This is a genomic window from Nocardia sp. NPDC058499 (assembly GCF_042719915.1).
Classification (GTDB): domain Bacteria; phylum Actinomycetota; class Actinomycetes; order Mycobacteriales; family Mycobacteriaceae; genus Nocardia.
In genome coordinates this window covers 123,791-141,905 of the sequence record NZ_JBHXMZ010000001.1, presented here as the reverse complement: position 1 = coordinate 141,905, position 18,115 = coordinate 123,791, and the positions used below count along the sequence as shown (strand labels likewise).

The window sequence follows — 18,115 nt, the reverse complement described above, 5'->3', positions numbered from 1 at the left end:
GTATCGCCGGTCTCACCGCGGGTAAGATGCTCGCCGACTACGGGGTGCCCTACCTCTGTTTCGAATCGTCGGACCGGATCGGCGGCAACTGGGCCTTCGGCAATCCGAACGGGCATTCCAGCGCCTACCGTTCCCTGCATATCGACACCTCGAAATACCAGCTGTCGTTCCGAGACTTCCCGATGCCCGGCCAATACCCGGATTTCCCGCATCACAGCCTGATCAAGCGATACCTGGACGACTACGCGCAATCCTTCGGCCTGCTCGGCCGGATCCGGTTCGAGACCCCGGTCGTGCGTGCCCGACCCCGGCCGGGCGGAGGGTGGACGCTGCAACTCGGCACCGGCGAGCGGTACGACACCGAATTCCTGATCGTCGCGAACGGGCACCACTGGGATCCGCGGTACCCGCAGTTCCCCGGGCACTTCGACGGACAGGTCATCCACTCGCACGCGTATATCGATCCTGCCGAACCGCTCGAGCTGCGAGGTAAGCGCATTCTGGTGGTGGGCCTGGGTAACAGCGCGGCCGATATCACCGTCGAACTGTCCTCGCGAGCCCTGCGCAACACGGTCTATCTGTCGACTCGCTCCGGTTCCTGGATCGTGCCGAAGTATATGGCGGGCCGCCCGCTCGACCGGTACGCGGCGAATGTGCAGTACGTACCGCGGTCACTGTTCCGTCCCCTGGTCAACACCGTCGCCGAGTTCATCTCGGGTGATCCTGCCCGGTTGGGTCTGCCCCGGCCCCGGCACCGGTTCCTCGATGCCCACGGCACCCAGTCGGTGGAACTGCCGTTGCGGCTCGGGTCCGGTGATGTGATCCCGAAACCGGATATCGACCGGCTGGACGGCCCCGTGGTGCGGTTCACCGATGGGACGAGCGCCGAGATCGACGTGATCGTCTACGCCACCGGTTACAACCTCACCTTCCCGTTCTTCGATCCCGAATTCGTGAGTGCGCCGGACAACCGGATCCGCCTCTACAAACGCATCTTCCGGCCCGGTACGCCCGACCTGGCCTTCGCCGGTTTCGCGCAATCGGTGCCGACCCTGTTCCCGTTCGTCGAATGCCAGGCCCGCCTCATCGCCGCCTACGCCGCCGGTGAATATCTCCCGCCCGCGCCGGCGGTGATGGAGCAGGTCATCACCACCGACGAGCAGTTCTACCTCGGGCAGGTGCTGGACCGGCCGAGGCACACTCAGCAGGTCGATTTCTACCATTACGAACGGCAGTTGCGTACCCGTGAACTGCCCGAAGGCCGGCGGCGGGCCCGGGCGTACGGACCAGCGTGACCGGCAGATCTCGGGGCCTCGCGGTGTTCCGTTGCCGGACGGTCGTGAGGAAAACGGTATTCCGGCAGCTGATGGATGTGCCGGAACACCGCTCCCGACCACCACCGGGAGGTAACGCTCACCGGGCACAGGGCATCTTACGAGCCCGGGCATGGCGTCGGGCCGGCATCCCGGCCTCGAGCGTGGCGGTGGCGAGCATACGGTGGTCGGCGGCCCGGTCCCACAGTGACTGAACTCCCTTCGTCAGGTGAAATCCGAACCGCCGTCGACGTTGACGTTGGCGCCGGTCATGTATGAGTTGCGCCGGGAAGCGAGAAAGGCGACTACCGGGCCGATTTCCTCGGGTAGCCCGGCGCGGGGCATCTGGGCGGGATGCCCGAAATGCTCGCCGATCGCCGTCATGAGGTGGTAGGGGTCGGCACTGTCCACGCCGATCGAGTGGGCCCAGTTCTGGAGCGCCGGTGTCACGAAAGTACCCGGCGAGACCACGTTGACCAGGATCTCCTCCGGCGCCAGCAGCAGCGACAGATTCTTGGAAATGCTGGTGACCATCGCCTTGGCGGCGGTGTAGGCCACCAGGCCCGTGCTCTGGCGCTGGGTGGAATGCGCGGAGAAATGCACGATGCGGGCCCATTCGGCCCGGCGCAGCAGTGGCAGCGCGGCCTTGGCGCAGTGCACCATTGTCATCGCACCGTGGTCGATCGCCTCGCGCCATTGGTCCGGGGAGAGGGTGTCGAACGTGCCCTGGACATTCGGCCCGACCGCATTGACCAGCACGTTCAGCCGGCCGCCCCAGCGGTCGCCGACTTCGTCGAAGAGTGCGGTGACCGCGGCGGAATCGCGTACGTCCGCGGTCAGGCCGAACGCGTGTGGGCTGCCACGCTCGGTGAGGTCGCGGGCGGCGTCCGCGACAGCGGTTGCCGATCGCCCGATCACCGCTACGCGGGCGCCCTCCTCGGCGAGGCAGCGTGCGGTGGCGAGTCCCATTCCGCTGCTGCCGCCCACCACGACCGCGGTTGCGTCAGCGAGTCCCAGATCCATCGTCGTGCACTCCCGTTCGTTCATCTGTACGCGCTTGTTGTGCGTACGGTCCAGCGTCCGAAGTCGGGCCCTGCCGTGCCCTTCTCAGAAAGAGACTGTAAATACAACGGTATAAGTTACAGTACAGTGTGAAGCCGCGGCGCGGTATACGGTGAATCGTCACCGGCCGCCGACCGCGACCGATAGGCGGTGGGTTCGATGGACAGGTACAAACACGGCGAGGCCGCCGGTTCCGGGGCCGCGGCAACACGACTGACCCGTGCTTCCGGGCAGGCGCTCGGTGATCTGTTGGCCACCAGTACCCGCGACGTCGTGGACCATTTCGCCGCATGCCCGCACTGTGGCTATTCCGTCGAGGCATCGGAGACGTTGATGAGGTTTTCGAAGGGACATGTGCAACGGACCCTGTTCCGCACCTGCGGGCTGCCTTGTGGGTGGGACGAAACCACCGTCGAGGTCGCGGCGACAGTAAGTTCGACTATGACCGGACCCGCAGCCGGGTCGACCACACCGGAACTCGTATCCGTCGATCACAGCCTGCTGCGATGAGCGGACCACTGCGCTGAGAGGGACAAGAATGACAAATGCGCGAGGCTGGAAAGAAACGCTCGAGGATCTCGACGGCCGCCGGGAGCGGTCGGCGGCCATGGGCGGTCCCGAGCGAGTTGCCAAACATCGGGCGAAAGGGAAGCTGACGGCGCGGGAGCGGGTCACGCACCTGCTCGATCCCGGGACGTTCCAGGAGTTCGGCTCGCTGGTCGGCGGTGAGATCGCCGCTGACGCCGTCGTCACCGGCTCGGGCCTGATCGATGGGGCGCCGGTCATGGTCGGCGCGGAGGATTTCACCACCGTGGCGGGAACCATCGCACCGGGCAGTAACGCCAAACGCTATCGCCTGGCCGAACTCGCCGTACGAAACAAGGTCCCGCTGGTGATGCTCCTGGAGGGCGCGGGGTTCCGGCCCACCGGCGCGCACTACGGCCGGACCCCCACCGATCTGCTCGCCCAGGCCCGGTGTTCGGGCCGGGTACCGATGGTCACCGGGGTACTCGGCGCCTCGGCCGGCCACGGTGCGCTCATCGCCCCGGTATCGGATTTCGCGATCATGAGCCGGCAGGGCGCCATTTTCACCGCGGGCCCGCCGGTAGTCCGGGAATCGACGGGTGAGGACATCAGCAAGGAGGACCTCGGTGGCCCCGGGGTTGCCGTGCCGAGCGGTCTGATCCACAACCTGGCCGACAACGACGAGGACGCACTCGACGATATCCGGCGGTATCTGTCCTATTTCCCGTCCAGCGCATGGTCGTACCCGCCCGCGCTGCTCTCCGACGATTCCACCGAACCGCGGCCGACCCCGGAACTGCTGGACATCATCTCGCGGGACAACCGCAACACCTACGACATCCGATCCGTCCTCGACGCGGTGTTCGACACCCCGGACTGGTTCGAGGTCCAGCCCGGCTACGGCACCGCGATCGTCTGCGCCCTCGCCCATCTCGGGGGGCATCCGGTGGCGGTGGTCGCCAACCAGCCGCAGGTGCTCGCCGGCTCGATCGATACCGCAGCCGCCGACAAGGCCGCGCATTTCATCTCGGTGGCGGATTCCTTCCACCTGCCACTGGTGTTCCTCGCCGATAATCCCGGCATGCTGCCCGGCAGTGAATCCGAACGCGAAGGTGTGCTGCGCGCGGGCGCCCGGATGTTCGTCGCCCAGACCACGGCGACCACGATCAAACTGCACGTCACGCTGCGCAAGGCGTACGGGTTCGGTTCGATGGTCATGTCGCTGATCGGTTTCGACGATCAGACAGCGACCTTCGCCTACCCCGGCGCGACCATGGGGGCGATGAGCGCGGCGGCCCTCGGACTGGCCTCGGGCGCGGACGAGGATATTGCGGCGCAGTTGCGGGAGATGGAACTACTGGCGTCCTACCACTCCGCCGAGCATATGGGTTTCGACGAACTCATCCGCCCGGACGAGACACGCGACGCCCTGCTGACCGCCCTGCGTCGCGGGATCTTCGCACGACAGGAAGTACCGCAACCGGTGACGCGCTCGGCAATCGTTCCGTGAGCCGGGTGCGCATCCGGGGCGGACATGACCGCCCGGGATGCAGCGCCGGACAACTCGATATCCCGTCGCAGTACTTCGCTGCGATGTGGTTATGGCACAGTTTCGGGCAGCGACAAGCTCCTACCGCGAAGGACGAACGATGGCCGACCACCGACCCCGGATGACCGATGCCGCTGCCCCGGGGACCGTATCGTGACCGGTCTGGACGCTGTCGTTGTCGAACGGCGCGGCCGCGTGCAGATCATCACGATGACGCGGGCAGCGAAACGCAACGCTATCGACTCATCGATCACCGCCGGTCTGGACGCCGCGTTCAACGAATTCGAAGACGATCCCGATCTGTGGTGCGCGGTGCTGACCGGCGGTGCGGAGTTCTTCTGCGCCGGCGCCGACTTGGCCACCGGCCCCGGGGAGCCCACGCCCCGGGGCGGAATCGCCGGGCTCATCCAGCGCCGCCGCACCAAGCCCCTCATCGCGGCGGTCGAAGGGTTCGCGCTCGGTGGCGGCTTCGAACTCGTGCTGAGCTGCGACCTCGTCGTGGCCTCGCGGACCGCGCGATTCGGTTTGCCCGAGCCGAAACGCGGCCTTGTACCGGATTTCGGCGGGGCGTTCCGGGCCGCCCGGCTCCTGCCGGCGAACATCGCCCGGGAAATGCTGTTGACGGCACGGGGCCTGTCGGCCCAGCGGGCGGAGAATCTGGGCTTGGTGAACGAGCTGACCGAGCCGGGCGCCGCCCTCGACGCCGCCGTAGCCCTCGCGGAAGAGATCTGCGGCAATGCGCCGCTGGCCGTTCGTGAGGCGCTCGCCATCGTCAACCAGGAGATCCACGGAGACGAGACCGCGGCATGGGCACGATCGAATGCCGCGCATCAGCGACTGTTGACCTCGCGCGATGTCAGCGAGGGGGTCGGCGCGTTCTTCGAGAAGCGACCGCCGCGGTGGACCGGCGAGTGAAGCGAGCGCCTCGGTAGGTTGCGGTTACGTTGCCTCGGGGACAGTGTCCGTGCGGCTTTGGGCATCGAGAGAATCTGCGCGCTGCACCAGGGCAACTCTGCGGGCGGCAGCGACGGCGCCCAACCCGATGAGGCCCATGCCGGCGATCCACAGGGTGGGACCGAAATCGGACCCGGTGGCGAGCAGCAGTGTCCCGCAGACCAGCGGGGCGGTACCACCACCGAGGACGGTGCCGATGTTCTGGCCGAAATTCGACGCGGTGTAGCGGATGGCGGGTGGGAAGAGTTCGGCGATGAAGCTGAACCCCGGCGCCATGACCATGTTGGTGAGTACGAGGTAGCTCGCCATGCCCGCGAACAGCAGGAAGGGGTTGTCGGTTGCGGACAGGAGCCAGAAGATGGGTACCGACGCCACGATGAACAGTGTGAGTACGACGGTGAGCATTCGGCGTTGCCCGAAGCGGTCCGTCAGCGCGCCGGCGAGCGGAACCCACAGTGCGCCGAACACCATCGCCGTCGCGTAGGTGATGAGGACCGTGGCGGTCGGCAGCTCCCGGTTGCCGGCCAGGTAGACGCCGAACCATTGCGCGACACCGGCCGTGCCGTTCACGCCGATGGCGATACCACCCGCGACGAGCACGGTGCGCCAGTGTACCCGCAGCGTCTCGGCCAGCGGGGAGTGCACAATCGCGTTGTCACGCACCATTTTCGCGAACTCGGGCGAATCCTCGATCCGGCGGCGAAGCAGGAAGGCCAGCAAGGTCAGCGGCGCGGCGACGAGGAACGGGATACGCCACCCGAAATCGGTCATGCTCTCCGCCGAGACATTCAACGCCAGGACGGCCGCGAGGACCGCACCGCTCGAGCCGCCGAGGCCGGCCCCGAACGGCGTGAGTGAACTCAGCAGTATGCGTTTGTTCCGCGGTGCGGATTCGAGGACATAGGTGACCGAGCCGAGCATCTCCGCGCCGGCCGAAAGCCCCTGTCCGATCCGCAACAGGACCAGGACGATGGGCGCGACCATCCCCAGCGTCTCGTAGGTGGGAAGCAACCCGATCACTGCCGAGCAGGTGCCCATCAGGATGACCGTCGCCATCAGCGCGGTCCGGCGGCCGCGCCGGTCGCCGATGCGGCCGAAGACTATCCCGCCGATCGGGCGGGCGACGAAGCCCGCGCCGAAGACCCCGAGCCCCACCAGGAACGAGGTGGCGTCGTTGTCCGAAGGGAAGAACAACGGTGCGAAGTACACCGTCAGCACTCCGTACAGCGCGAAGTCGTAGTACTCGATGAACGTCCCGGCGAATCCGGCGACGGCGGCCCGCCGAGCGGCCGGCGGGACCTTTTCTGTGGCCGGTTCCGGCCGATCTGTGGACATGGTGGTTCGAATCTCGGGTCCGTGCTCCTTCGGATCTGGCTAACTGCCCCAGGGCACGGCTTTGACGTACCCGCCGGCGTCGACGCGCAACTGGCTTCCGGTGATGTAGCGGGATTCGTCGCCGGCGAGGAAGACGATCAGGTTCGATACGTCCTGCGGCTCGATATAGGGCACCGGCATTCCCTGCATCGCCGGGAACGCCGCCTCCGCCTCCGCACGGGTCGGCGCCTCTTTGTCGGGACGGAAAACCTTGTACATCCCTTCGTTGTGCAACATATCGGTGTTCACGTTCGTCGGATGCACAGCGTTCACCCGGATCATCTTGCGGGCCAGCTGGTTGGCCAGATCGTTGACATAGTGCGCGACGATCTGCTTGGCGAAGCTGTAGGCGGAGCCGCCCGGCCCCTGCTTCGTGGAGCTGCCGAGCTGCGCCGCCAGCGATCCGGTCGCGATGATCGAGGCCCCGGACTCGAGATGCGGCAGACTGGCCTGCACCACGTTGAAAACACCGACGAGATCGGTGTCGATGGTGTCCGACCAGGACTGGATCGTCTGACCGTTGCCCATGGGAGCGATGCCGGCGTTGGCGACCACGATATCCAGCCGCCCCAGGGCCTCGACACCCTGCGCGATTGCGTTCCACACCGCGCTGCGCTCGCGTACGTCGACGATGATCGGATGCGCTCGCACGCCCTCTTTTTCGATCAGCCGGGCGGCTTCCTCCAGATCCTCCGGCCGCGCCAACGGGTAGGTATTGCCCTCGAGATCCGCGCAGATATCGAGCGCGATAACGCTCGCCCCCGCCGCGGCGAGTTCGACCGCGTGTGACCGTCCCTGCCCGCGCGCGGCGCCCGAGACCACCGCCACTTTGCCATCGAGTTTTCCCACCGGACCGTCCTTCCGATTGTTCTGTGATCGTGTCTGTCTGTCAGTGGTCAGCCGCGGGCCGCGACCCGGTGACCGATGGTTTTCGTTTCGAGGTACTGCTGGAAGCCCTCCAGGCCGCATTGCCGGCCGACACCGCTGTTCTTGTAGCCGCCGAACGGGGCGTCGGCGCCGTAGTACATGCCGCCGTTGACCCCGACGGCCCCGGTCCGGATCCGGCGCGCGATACCCATTCCGCGGTCGGCCGAGGCGGAGAGCACCGCGCCCGCGAGACCGTATTCGCTGTCGTTGGCGAGCCGTACCGCCTCGTCGTCGTCGGTGAACGGCGTCATCACCAGCACCGGACCGAAGATCTCCTCCCGCGCGATGGGCAGGCTCGGGTCCTCGCAGACGAATACGGTCGGTTCGACGTAGTGGCCGTCGGCCAGATGGGGCGGCAGATCCTTCGGCGTGCCGCCGCCGATGACGAGGCGGGCACCGTCGCGGATCGCCCGGTCGTAGGCATCGAGTACCTTGGCGCGCTGGGCCGCGCTGATCAACGGCCCGACCATGGTTTCCGGCAGCGCCGGGTCGCCCACGGGTACCGCCTGGAATGCGGCCGCAACACCGCTGATCATTTCGTCGAAAATCGATCGGTGCACCAGCATGCGACTCGTCGCAGCGCACGCCTGCCCGGCGTGTACGCAGACACCGGCCGCGCTGCGCAGCGCGGCCCGGGGGTCGGCGTCCTCGCACACGATGAGCGCGGATTTGCCGCCCAGTTCGAGAAATGTCCGCTTCATGGTGTCGGCGCCGCGGCGCATGAGCATGCGGCCGACCGCGGTCGAACCCGTGAAGGAGATGAGATCGACGCGCGGATCGGTGGCCAGCAGTTCGGCCACCTCGTTCGACGGGGTGGGGACGACATTCACCACACCGGCGGGGAAATCGGTGCGCTCGGCGACGAGCCGGCCGAGCCGGGTCGCGTTCCACGGCGTGTTCGGGTCCGGCTTCAGCACCACCGTATTGCCCGCGGCCAGCGCCGGGCCCAGTTTGTTGAGCACCACCTCGACCGGAAAGTTCGACGGGCAGATCGCGGCGACCACTCCCACCGGCTCCTGGACGACTGTGCGTACGTTGCGGTCACCGAAGAGGCCACCGCCGGACAGTTCACGCTCCCACTGGAATTCATCGATCAAACCGGCCGGGTAACGCAGCGCTTCGGCCAGCGGCCAGTCCAACTGGGCGATCCGCGTGGTGGCGATGGGGCAGCCGACCTCGGCCACGAGTTCCTCGCGCAGGAATTCGCTTTCGGCTTCGAGTGCTTGCTGTAGTTGTTCCAGGCAGCGCTGCCGCAGTGCTCGGTTCGTGGACCAGTCGGTCTCGTCGAAGGCGTGCCGGGCCGCGGCGATCGCGCGGAGCATATCGTCGGCGCCGGCGGCGGCTGTACTGCCGAGCACCTGTCCGGTGGCGGGGCTGACGTTGTCGAACGTTTCGCCCGAGGCGGCCGCTACCAGCTCCGCGCCGATGAGCATCCGGGATTCGGCGCGTTCGCCTGCCCGGTGGCCCAGTTCCGTACTGGGGGCGCTGTTCTGCCCGTCGACCTCGCTCACATCGTCCTCCTGCCCCGCCGGCGCACCGGGCCCGCGGATTTTCTTACCGTATCAGTAACCGTAGATATTACGGTATGGCGGCTTTGGTGGGGTCCGACTCGGCGGATTCCTGGGATGAAACCGCCACTACCAGTGAATTCCCGGTGTGGTTCGCTCGATGTCACGCCTTTTGTGCCGTTTGCTCTCCCGTTTCCGGAAGAGACTCTATAGTCTCTATAACTGTAAAACCTACAGTAGGCGTTTTCGCCGCTGTGGTGCTGATTGGAGACGTTCGGCAGATGAAGATCCGCTTGGGTTCCCGGGCACCGGCCGACGGTCCTGCCGGACGACCCGACGGTGCTGCGCCCGCTACCGCGCCGGCCTCGCGGCAGGTGGCCGCGTGGTCCCGCGGATATATTCAGCGGCATCCGGCGACCGCGCTCGCGACAGTGGGTAATCAATTCCTGCTGGGTGTACGGACGATGCAGTACCTGATCGCCGACCTGATCGCGGGCCGGCTGGCCTTCGGGGAGACCGTCCGGCAGGCCGCGTTCATGGCGTCGGCGGCCGTGGTGCCCACGATCTTCGTGTCACTGCCGATCGGTGTCACGCTCTCGATCCAGTTCGGCTTGCTGGCCGGACAGGTGGGCGCCACCTCACTGGCCGGTGCGGCGAGTGGACTGGCGGTCATCAGACAGGGCGCACCCATGGTCGCGGCGCTGTTGATGGCGGCCGCCGTGGGCTCGGCCATCTGCGCCGATCTCGGCTCCCGCAAGATCCGCGAGGAGCTGGATGCCATGGAGATCATGGGCGTTTCGGTGATCCGCCGGTTGGTGGTGCCGCGGTTCATCGCGGCCATCCTGATCGGGGTTTCGCTCACCGGAGTGGTGTGTTTCGTGGGATATGTCGCGGGCTTCGTCTTCAACGTCGTGGCGCAAGGCGGCGCGCCCGGCAGCTTCGTGGCCACCTTCGCTTCCTTCGCGACCGTGAGCGATCTCGTGCTCACGCTGATCAAAGCCGTGGTCTACGGCGCGATCGTCGCCGTGGTCGCCTGTGAGAAAGGTTTGCACACCCAGGGCGGGCCCGCCGGTGTGGCGAACGCGGTGAACTCCACCGTGGTCAGCTCGATTCTGCTGCTCATGATCGTCAATGTCGCTTTCACACAGCTGTCCATGCTGTTGTTTCCCAGGCAGGGTTTGTAATGGCGTCGCGGTATTATCCGGTCGGAACTCGCAGTGTGATCGCGGGTTCCACCGAGCTGGCACGAGTGGTGGCACGGCTCGGACATATGCTCACCTTCTTCTTCCGGGCGGTTGCCGGAATTCCGGTGATGTTGCGGCATTACCGTGCCGAATTCACGCGTGTGCTTTCCGATATCATCTGGGGAAACGGGTCGATAGTCGTCGGCGGCGGCACGGCCGGGGTGATCATCGTGCTGGGTGCCGCGGGGGGCGCCATCGTCGGGCTCGAGGGCTACAACGCGCTGCACCTGCTGGGTATGGAGCCGGCGGTCGGTCTGATCTCGTCCACCGCGTCCACCCGTGAACTCGCACCCATCATGGCGTCGCTGGCCTTCGCATCGCAGGCCGGGTGCCGGTTCACCGCGCAACTCGGGGCCATGGGTATCGCCGAGGAAATCGATGCCATGGAGTCGATGGCAATCCGGTCCATCGCCTATTTGGTCAGCACCCGGTTGTTCGCCTCGGTGATTGCCATCATCCCCCTCTTCCTGGTGTGTCTCGCGGTGAACTACATCGCCGTCGAAGTGGTGGTGGCGGCCTCCGGCGGCCTGTCGGGTGGTACCTACCAGCATTACTTCCAACTGGTTCTCACCGGCCCGGATATCGTCTATTCGCTGCTGAAGGCCGTGGTTTTCGTGGCGCTCACCACCACGATCCAGTGCTACTACGGGTTCTACGCCGCCGGGGGACCGCAGGGTGTCGGTATCGCCGCGGGCCGGGCGATGCGGGCCGCGATATCGGTGATGATCGTCGTCAATCTGCTGCTGACCGTGGCCTTCTGGGGTATCGGCACCAGCGCGCGGCTGGGTGGGTGAGGCGTGCCGATGCTGTTCGACAAAGACGGCCGCGGGCCGTCCCTGTTCTCCCTGGTACTGCGCGGGATCCTGCTGATCGCCGTGGCGGTGCTGTTCGTCGGTGGGGTGCTGATGAAATCCGCGGGACGTTTCGACAGCCGCGCCGAAGTGGTGGCGCTGCTCGAGCAGGTGGGTGACGGACTGCCGCCGCGCTCGGACGTGAAGTACCAGGGCGTACTGGTGGGGACGGTCGCCGATGTGGAGCCGTCGGTGGACGGCGGACCCAGCCGGGTGCTGCTGGAACTGGATCCCCACCACCTTGCCGAGATCCCCCGGACCGTGACTGCCCGGGTGGTGCCGAGCAACCTGTTCGCGGTGTCGTCGGTCCAGTTGGTCGACAACGGGCCCGCGCCGGGCCTGGCCCCCGGGGCGCAGATAGTGCAGGACAGCAGCCTGTCGACGATCCAGTTCCAGACCGCGTTGACGAAGCTGCGCGATATCGTCGCGGCGTCCGCCCGGATCGGCAGCAGCGACACCGTCGGCGTGCTCTCGGCGGTGGCCGGTGCCACCGACCGGCGGGGCGGCGATATCGTGCGGGCCGGTGCGCAACTCGATCGGATCACCAGGGAACTGTCGGCGCTCATCGCGCCGCCCGGACAGCCCTCCACCCTGACCGCACTGGCCGGTTCCGTTCGCGGGCTGGCGAATACCGCGCCGGAACTACTGGACGCCCTCAACCACGCCATCGTGCCCCTGCGCACAGCCGTGGAGCAGGAGGACCGGTTGATCGCGCTGCTGACGGCGGGCGGGCAGACGCTCTCCCGAGTCGGCAACGGATTCGAGAACCACACCGATCAGCTGGTGACCATCACCGACCAGTTCACCCCCGTACTCGACGTATTCGCGGCCGGCAGCCCCGCGTTCACACCGATCGTCGGCCGGATCAAACGGCTTTCGGATATCTGGTTCGCCGAGTTCTGGAACGAGGAGACCCAGATCGGGACCGGCAAATTCCAGATCCGGCTCTCACCGGACACCCTGTACACCCGCGCCGACTGCCCCCGCTACGGCGAACTCGCCGGACCCAGTTGCGCGACCGCACCGGTCGAACCCACCGTGGCGCCGCTCCCGCCGGTGCTCGACCCCCGGTCGATGCCCCGCCCTGCCCTGCCGCCGGAGGTGATGGCGGTGATCGACCGGGTACTGCGCGGCGATGCGAACGCCGCCGAACTGGTGCTGTCGCACCTGCTCACCAATGGTCCCCTGCCCGCTGGAGGTGCCCGATGACCGCGCGCCGGACCATCGCCGGACTGAGTGTGTTCCTGGTGATCGCGTTCGCCCTGATCTGGATGACCTTCGTGACACTGAATCGCGGAGTCGACGGGTCGACGAAATCCTATGATGCGATCTTCACCGACGTCACCGGCTTGCGCGTCGGTGACGATGTGCGGATGGCCGGGATCCGGGTGGGACGCGTGGACGGCGTCGAACTGGACGGCACCCTGGCGCGCGTCCGCTTCCGAGTCCAGTCCGATCAGCACCTCTACGCTGACACGGCAGCCGCGATCACCTACCAGAACGTGATCGGCCAGCGATACCTCGGCCTGTCCCGGAAAGGCGAGAGCTCCGCCGCGGAATTATCCGACGGTGCCGAGATCCCGGTGGACCGCACCGAGCCCTCGTTCGACCTGTCCACCCTGCTCAACGGTTTCGAACCGTTGTTCTCCGGGCTCGACCCCGCCCAGGTCGACAACCTCACCGGCGCGCTGATCAAGGCGCTGCAGGGGGACGCCGGTTCGCTGACCGTCCTCGTCCAGCAACTGTCCACCCTCGCCCAGACGATCGCGGGCCCGGACCAGGTACTCGGTACGGTCATCGCGAACCTGAACCAGGTGATCGGCGGCCTGGCCGCGCGCAGCGGTGATTTCAGTACCTTGATCAACCGGACCCGCACGATCGTCGACGGGCTGTCCCGCCACCGCGACGAAATCCTCACCACACTGACCGACACGGCGGCGGTCGCGGACCGGATGGCGACGGTGCTGGAACAGGATCGGCCGGCACTCGACGAGATGCTCAACCGCGAACCAGGTTTCACCAAGCATTTCGAGGAGAACAAAGACCAGTTCGCCTACCTGGGTTTCAATATTCCGGCGCTGATGAAGGGGATGGCCCGGGCAAGCCAGGAGGGTCCGTACCTCAACGTGTATCTCTGCAATCTCGGTTTCACCGCGGTACCCGCGCTGTCGGATCTGATTCCGGCCGTTGTCGCGATGGCCACCCCCGGTGGAACCGCCAAGCAATCACCGATCTGCAGGTGAGCGGAATGACGAAATTATCGCTGCGTGTACCACAACGACTCCGGGCGCTGCGGCGCCGGCCGCTGGAAAGCTACGACAAACGAGCCCTGGGAGGGGTATCGCTGCTGGTGTTGCTCGTGGTCCTGGCCGCCACGCTCGGCGTGAACGCGATCGGGCTCGGTGATCGCCGCTATACGGCGGAATTCGCGCAGGCGGCCGGGCTGAAAGTGGGGGACCGGGTCACCGTCGCGGGCGTCGAGGTCGGATCGGTCGCCGACCAGGAGCTGGCGGGTGATCGCGTGCTGGTCGATCTGGAGATCGACCGCGGGGTGCGGCTCGGAGCCGAAACCACCGCCGCGATCAAACTGACCACCTTGCTCGGCGCGCGCTACGTCGAACTACGCCCGGCCGGTGGCGGTGAACCCGCCGACGACCGTATCGATCTCGCGCATACCGAGGTTCCCTACGATTTGCAGCGCGCACTGGAGAACGCGACCACCACGTTCGAGGAGATCGACGCGGCACAGCTCGGCACCTCGCTGGACGCTCTGGCCGGTCAACTGGAGGGTGTGCCCGCCGTACTGCCGGATATGTTGCGCAACATCCGGTCGCTGGCAACGATCCTCGGCAGCCGGCGCGATGAACTCGGGGCACTGCTGACCGGGGTGCGCGAACTGACCACCGTGGTGGCCGGGCAGCGCGACGATGTCGCCGCGATCGTGACGGTCGGGCGAGACCTGCTGCAGGACATCAACAACCGGCGCGGCGCGATCCAGGTACTCATGAGCGCCACCGTGCGGCTCGTGGAGCAGATCCAGGGGATCGTGGGCAACCGCCCGAAGGTCGACGAACTGGTACACGGTCTGCAAGGCCTGCTGGGCAGTCTGGCCCGCCACGACGACCTGCTGCGCAATACGCTCGAGATCCTGCCCGTTTCGGTGCGCAACCTGGCCAATGCCTCCGGCTCGGGTAATTCCGTCGATTTCAACGCGCCCGGTGGGGTGCTCGTCGACTCGTGGATGTGCGCGCTCAGCGGGCACGCCGACCTGGCCTCCCTGCCGCCCTACTTCCAGGATTGCCAATGAGAAAAGTGATCACGGCATTGCGGCTTCTCACTGTCCTCGCGCTGGGCGGGGTCGCTGGTTGCTCCGGCGGACCCATCAACTCCGGTGATATCACTGTGGTCGCCCAGTTCGACAGCGGCGCCGGCTTATATGTCGGTAATGCGGTGGCCGTGCTGGGTATGCCGGTCGGGGAGGTCACCGCCATCGCGCCTACCGGCACCCACGTCGAGGTGACGATGCGGATCGATCGCGAGGTGCCGATTCCCGCCGACGCCACCGCTGTCACGCTGTCGACCTCGGTCCTCACCGACCGGCACGTCGAGTTCTCCCCGGCGTACAGCGGTGGCGACACCCTGCGCGACGGGGCGCGGCTGCCGATCGAGCAGACCCGCACCCCGGTGGGCATCGACCGGTTGATCTCCATGGCCGACCGCATGTCCGAGGACCTGGCGGGCGAAACGCCGGAAGAGGGGCCCATCGCGCGACTGCTGTCGGTCGCCGCGGCGGCCACCAGCGGTAACGGCGCCGAGCTACGCGCCACGATGGACGAACTGTCGAAAGCCCTGCGACTCGGTGACGACGCCGGAGCCCAGACCCGCGATACGGTCACCCAACTGGTGGACGAGCTGTCGAAACTCATCGCGGCGGCGGCCGCCAACGATGCCGTCATCCGCGACTTCGGCACGGCCTCGGGGCAACTGGGCACGACTCTCGCCGAACTCGGTATCGGCGCCGGAACCACCGGGGCCCAAGTCAACCAGCTCATGCTGCAAGCCGAAGATCTGCTGACCACCAACCGCGCGGCCCTGCACACGACGATGGCGGATGCGACCATCGTGACCCAGGCGCTGACCGACTACCGCACGCAGCTCGCCGAATTCCTCGACGTCACCCCACTGCTGCTCGACAACGGATACCGGGTGGTGGACCAGCAGAACGGCGGTGTGCGCATTCATGCGCTGCTCGACAAGGTGGCCTTCGACGGCCAGATGATCAAAGAGGTCTGCAATATCCTGGGCCTGCGCCAATTGGGTTGCAGCACCGGCACTTTGCAGGACTTCGGTCCCGATTTCGGGATCACCGACATGCTCGAAGCGATGACGAGGCTGCCCCGATGAGCGCACGCAGACACGTGAAAGTCGCCCTGGCAGGTGCGATCGCACTGGTGACGACCACCGCCTGCTCGGTGGGTCTGGAAGACATCCCACTGACACCGCGGGCGGGCGGCGAATCCGGCTATACGATCCACGCGAACTTCGCCAATGCGCTGAACCTCCCGGCGCAGGCGAAGGTCCGGCTGGCCGGTGCCGAGGTCGGTGCGGTCTCGGAGATGACGGTGCGCGATTACACCGCGGTCGTGACGCTGCGCATCCGGCCGGACGTCCGGTTACCGGTGGGCACCCGCGCCGAACTACGAACGGCCACACCGCTGGGCGATGTGTTCGTCTCACTCAGCGCACCCACCGACACCACCCCCGCGACAGCGGACCTGCACGACGGCGACAGTATCCCAGTGGAGTCCACCGCGGCGGCCGCGACGGTCGAAGAACTGCTGACCACCGCCTCGCTGCTCGTCAACGGCGGCGCCATCCGCAACCTCACCACCGTCGTCAACGGTATGGGCCGGGCGGTCGGCAATCGCGGCGACCGGGTCGACGCGCTGCTCGACCAGTCCACCCAGCTCGTCACCGCGCTGTCGGCGCGTTCCGGCGAGATCCAGGTTGCACTGCAGGAAACCGACCGGCTCGCCGCGCAATTGGCCGCCCAGCAGAACACCATCCACGATTTCGTCTCCGCCGCCGGACCCGCCGCCGCGACCGTCGACCACAGCTCCCAGCAGGCTCTGGACCTGGTACGCCAGATCGACCGGATCACCACCCAGCTCGGGAAGTTCCCGGTACTGCAAGGCGGGCCGGCCGGGGGACTGATCGGCAACCTGAACCGGATCGCCGCCGAACTGAACAACGCCGCCACCAGCCCCGACGCGAGCCTCGCGGCCCTGAACGAGATGCTCGCGCCGATCATCAGGCTTACCAGCGGCACGTCCACCCACGGCAATGTCGATCTCGCGGATTTCGCGGTAGGCGCGCTGCCCGACCCCAACCATCAGGCCGATCCGGGCACCCATCTCCCGAACGCCGCCGATTGGCACGCGATGGTCGGCAGCCTGACCTACACCCTGTTCACCCTGCGTGACCGCGTGCTGGGGCCCCGATGAGCGCGCCCACCGGGCCGTCCCGTTCGGCGGCCGTGGCAGACCTGCCGGCCCGGCTGCTCCTCGCGTCGGTGCGCTACAGTCGCGCGCACCGGGCGTTGCTGACCACGGTGTCGCTGCTGGCGGTGCTCGCGTTCGGCGCGAGCTATCTGGTGTTCGGCGCACTGGGGGTCGACCCCACCGCCTCCACCATCACCGTGCGCGTGCACCTCGCACAATCCGGCGGATTGCTGGCCGGACAGGATGTGACGCTGCGCGGGGTCCCGATCGGGCAGGTCCGCGCGGTGGATCTGGCGCGCCGCGGGGTGGTCGCCGTCGCCGAGATCGACGCGGACGTACCCGTGCCCGATGACGGCCCTGTCGCGGTCACCAGCCTGTCGACCGCCGGCGAACAATTCCTCGACTTCCGCCCTACCCGCCGCTCCGGCCCGTTCCTCGCCGACGGCGCCGAGATCTCGCCCGACCGCACCACCACACCGGTTCCGCTGTGGCAGATGCTCGGCCAGTTGGACGGCACGCTGGCACAGGTGGATTCGGCCCAGCTCGCCGCGGTGCTCGACGAACTCGGGGTGGGGCCGGAGGGACCGCAGAAGCTGCGCGACATCATCGACGGCGGAACCTTCCTGATCTCCACACTCGATTCCGTCCTCCCGCAAACCGTCGGACTGTTGCGCGACAGCAAAATGCTGCTGACCACCCTCGCCGACGGTGCGGGCGGCCTCCAGCGCCTCGCCCACGACACCTCCGCACTCATGGCCGGTGTGGAAGCCAAAACCGGCGGTTACGTCGAACTGCTCGACCGGGCCCCGGCCACGCTGGCTGCCATGGACGCGGTGCTCGCCGACAACGCGGCCGTCGTCCCCGAGCTGCTGGCCAACCTGGGCTCGGTCGCGCAGCTGACCAATTCCCGGGTGCCGGCGTTCCAGGAGTTCTTCTTCCCCACCCAGCGCCAGGGTTCGACGCTGGAAGCGATCAGCACCATCATCCACGACGGTGGACTGTGGGGCCTGGTCAACCTGTATCCGCGCCCGACCTGCGATTACAACCTGCCCCGCCACGCGCCGTCCCAGGCCGACTACCGAGAGCCATACCTGTACACGTTCTGCCCGAACAACGACCCGTCCATCCTGGTCCGCGGTGCCCATAACGCGCCCCGCCCACCCGGTGAGCAGGCACCGACCGGACCGCCACCCGGAGCCCCCGCCGATCAGACGGCGACTCCCGCACCCGTCGGCCCGATGTCCCTACCCATCCCCCTGCCATTGACCGATTCGGGGACACCAGTCCCGGCGCCGCCCCGGTGACCA

General features: G+C 67.1%; 16 protein-coding genes. 12 read left to right on the top strand and 4 right to left on the bottom strand.

What is annotated here, in order from left to right:
- The first annotated feature begins 26 nt into the window (after nt 1-26).
- Nucleotides 27-1,295 carry a flavin-containing monooxygenase gene (locus tag ACFWPH_RS00655; protein ID WP_378748194.1) on the top strand — a complete coding sequence of 423 codons (1,269 nt, stop codon included), beginning with the start codon at nt 27-29 and terminating at the stop codon, nt 1,293-1,295.
- A 243-nt stretch (nt 1,296-1,538) separates the two neighbouring features.
- On the opposite strand, the gene ACFWPH_RS00650 is transcribed toward ACFWPH_RS00655, so the two are convergent.
- On the bottom strand, nt 1,539-2,336 hold the full coding sequence (locus tag ACFWPH_RS00650) for an SDR family NAD(P)-dependent oxidoreductase (protein WP_378748193.1): 798 nt from the start codon (nt 2,334-2,336) through the stop codon (nt 1,539-1,541).
- 198 nt (nt 2,337-2,534) lie between these two features.
- Between ACFWPH_RS00650 and ACFWPH_RS00645 the strand changes: the two genes are divergently transcribed.
- The 3 genes from ACFWPH_RS00645 (at nt 2,535) to ACFWPH_RS00635 (ending at nt 5,364) form a co-directional block, all read left to right on the top strand.
- A complete protein-coding gene (locus ACFWPH_RS00645) occupies nt 2,535-2,885 on the top strand; it encodes a hypothetical protein (protein WP_378747300.1) in 351 nt (116 codons plus the stop codon).
- Between the two features lie 28 nt (nt 2,886-2,913).
- Nucleotides 2,914-4,410 carry an acyl-CoA carboxylase subunit beta gene (locus ACFWPH_RS00640; protein ID WP_378747299.1) on the top strand — a complete coding sequence of 499 codons (1,497 nt, stop codon included), beginning with the start codon at nt 2,914-2,916 and terminating at the stop codon, nt 4,408-4,410.
- 192 nt (nt 4,411-4,602) lie between these two features.
- Nucleotides 4,603-5,364 carry an enoyl-CoA hydratase-related protein gene (locus tag ACFWPH_RS00635; RefSeq protein ID WP_378747298.1) on the top strand — a complete coding sequence of 254 codons (762 nt, stop codon included), beginning with the start codon at nt 4,603-4,605 and terminating at the stop codon, nt 5,362-5,364.
- A gap of 24 nt (nt 5,365-5,388) precedes the next feature.
- Here the strand turns inward: ACFWPH_RS00635 and ACFWPH_RS00630 are convergent, their stop codons facing one another.
- The 3 genes from ACFWPH_RS00630 to ACFWPH_RS00620 are packed head-to-tail and all read right to left on the bottom strand — an operon-like array spanning nt 5,389 to nt 9,137.
- Nucleotides 5,389-6,738 carry an MFS transporter gene (locus ACFWPH_RS00630; protein WP_378747297.1) on the bottom strand — a complete coding sequence of 450 codons (1,350 nt, stop codon included), beginning with the start codon at nt 6,736-6,738 and terminating at the stop codon, nt 5,389-5,391.
- Nucleotides 6,739-6,777: 39 nt separating this feature from the next.
- The gene (locus tag ACFWPH_RS00625; RefSeq protein ID WP_378747296.1) at nt 6,778-7,626 is read right to left on the bottom strand and encodes a mycofactocin-coupled SDR family oxidoreductase; all 849 of its coding nucleotides are present in this window, start codon (nt 7,624-7,626) and stop codon (nt 6,778-6,780) included.
- 47 nt (nt 7,627-7,673) lie between these two features.
- Entirely contained in the window at nt 7,674-9,137 is a 1,464-nt protein-coding gene (locus ACFWPH_RS00620; RefSeq protein ID WP_378748191.1) for an aldehyde dehydrogenase family protein, read from the bottom strand.
- 356 nt (nt 9,138-9,493) lie between these two features.
- On the opposite strand from ACFWPH_RS00620, the gene ACFWPH_RS00615 reads away from it, so the two are divergent.
- Genes ACFWPH_RS00615 through ACFWPH_RS00580 form a run of 8 tightly spaced genes read left to right on the top strand, consistent with a single transcriptional unit; the run spans nt 9,494 to nt 18,112 of the window.
- Entirely contained in the window at nt 9,494-10,396 is a 903-nt protein-coding gene (locus ACFWPH_RS00615) for an MlaE family ABC transporter permease (RefSeq protein WP_378747295.1), read from the top strand.
- Nucleotides 10,396-11,250, top strand: coding sequence for an ABC transporter permease (locus ACFWPH_RS00610; protein ID WP_378747294.1), 855 nt, complete (start codon nt 10,396-10,398; stop codon nt 11,248-11,250). The genes ACFWPH_RS00615 and ACFWPH_RS00610 overlap by 1 nt, the downstream gene beginning before the upstream one ends.
- 9 nt (nt 11,251-11,259) lie before the next feature.
- The gene (locus ACFWPH_RS00605; protein WP_378747292.1) at nt 11,260-12,516 is read left to right on the top strand and encodes an MlaD family protein; all 1,257 of its coding nucleotides are present in this window, start codon (nt 11,260-11,262) and stop codon (nt 12,514-12,516) included.
- Entirely contained in the window at nt 12,513-13,550 is a 1,038-nt protein-coding gene (locus tag ACFWPH_RS00600; protein ID WP_378747291.1) for an MlaD family protein, read from the top strand. Before ACFWPH_RS00605 ends, ACFWPH_RS00600 begins: the two co-directional genes overlap by 4 nt.
- A gap of 5 nt (nt 13,551-13,555) precedes the next feature.
- Nucleotides 13,556-14,614 (top strand): MCE family protein, encoded by a 1,059-nt coding sequence (locus ACFWPH_RS00595; RefSeq protein WP_378747290.1) that lies wholly within the window; start codon nt 13,556-13,558, stop codon nt 14,612-14,614.
- Nucleotides 14,611-15,711: an MCE family protein gene (locus ACFWPH_RS00590; RefSeq protein WP_378747289.1), complete on the top strand. Its 1,101-nt coding sequence runs from the start codon at nt 14,611-14,613 to the stop codon at nt 15,709-15,711. The genes ACFWPH_RS00595 and ACFWPH_RS00590 overlap by 4 nt, the downstream gene beginning before the upstream one ends.
- On the top strand, nt 15,708-16,811 hold the full coding sequence (locus ACFWPH_RS00585) for an MlaD family protein (RefSeq protein WP_378747287.1): 1,104 nt from the start codon (nt 15,708-15,710) through the stop codon (nt 16,809-16,811). The genes ACFWPH_RS00590 and ACFWPH_RS00585 overlap by 4 nt, the downstream gene beginning before the upstream one ends.
- Nucleotides 16,808-18,112 carry an MlaD family protein gene (locus ACFWPH_RS00580; RefSeq protein WP_378747286.1) on the top strand — a complete coding sequence of 435 codons (1,305 nt, stop codon included), beginning with the start codon at nt 16,808-16,810 and terminating at the stop codon, nt 18,110-18,112. Before ACFWPH_RS00585 ends, ACFWPH_RS00580 begins: the two co-directional genes overlap by 4 nt.
- The last annotated feature ends 3 nt before the right edge of the window (nt 18,113-18,115 follow it).

Excerpts from the sequence above, each read along its gene's own strand:
- ACFWPH_RS00655 (WP_378748194.1), top strand. The coding sequence starts at position 27 with ATGCTCGCCGACTACGGGGTGCCCTACCTCTGTTTCGAATCGTCGGAC.
- ACFWPH_RS00650 (WP_378748193.1), bottom strand. The coding sequence starts at position 2,336 with ATGGATCTGGGACTCGCTGACGCAACCGCGGTCGTGGTGGGCGGCAGC.
- ACFWPH_RS00645 (WP_378747300.1), top strand. The coding sequence starts at position 2,535 with ATGGACAGGTACAAACACGGCGAGGCCGCCGGTTCCGGGGCCGCGGCA.
- ACFWPH_RS00640 (WP_378747299.1), top strand. The coding sequence starts at position 2,914 with ATGACAAATGCGCGAGGCTGGAAAGAAACGCTCGAGGATCTCGACGGC.
- ACFWPH_RS00630 (WP_378747297.1), bottom strand. The coding sequence starts at position 6,738 with ATGTCCACAGATCGGCCGGAACCGGCCACAGAAAAGGTCCCGCCGGCC.
- ACFWPH_RS00620 (WP_378748191.1), bottom strand. The coding sequence starts at position 9,137 with ATGCTCATCGGCGCGGAGCTGGTAGCGGCCGCCTCGGGCGAAACGTTC.
- ACFWPH_RS00615 (WP_378747295.1), top strand. The coding sequence starts at position 9,494 with ATGAAGATCCGCTTGGGTTCCCGGGCACCGGCCGACGGTCCTGCCGGA.
- ACFWPH_RS00610 (WP_378747294.1), top strand. The coding sequence starts at position 10,396 with ATGGCGTCGCGGTATTATCCGGTCGGAACTCGCAGTGTGATCGCGGGT.
- ACFWPH_RS00605 (WP_378747292.1), top strand. The coding sequence starts at position 11,260 with ATGCTGTTCGACAAAGACGGCCGCGGGCCGTCCCTGTTCTCCCTGGTA.
- ACFWPH_RS00600 (WP_378747291.1), top strand. The coding sequence starts at position 12,513 with ATGACCGCGCGCCGGACCATCGCCGGACTGAGTGTGTTCCTGGTGATC.
- ACFWPH_RS00595 (WP_378747290.1), top strand. The coding sequence starts at position 13,556 with ATGACGAAATTATCGCTGCGTGTACCACAACGACTCCGGGCGCTGCGG.
- ACFWPH_RS00590 (WP_378747289.1), top strand. The coding sequence starts at position 14,611 with ATGAGAAAAGTGATCACGGCATTGCGGCTTCTCACTGTCCTCGCGCTG.
- ACFWPH_RS00585 (WP_378747287.1), top strand. The coding sequence starts at position 15,708 with ATGAGCGCACGCAGACACGTGAAAGTCGCCCTGGCAGGTGCGATCGCA.
- ACFWPH_RS00580 (WP_378747286.1), top strand. The coding sequence starts at position 16,808 with ATGAGCGCGCCCACCGGGCCGTCCCGTTCGGCGGCCGTGGCAGACCTG.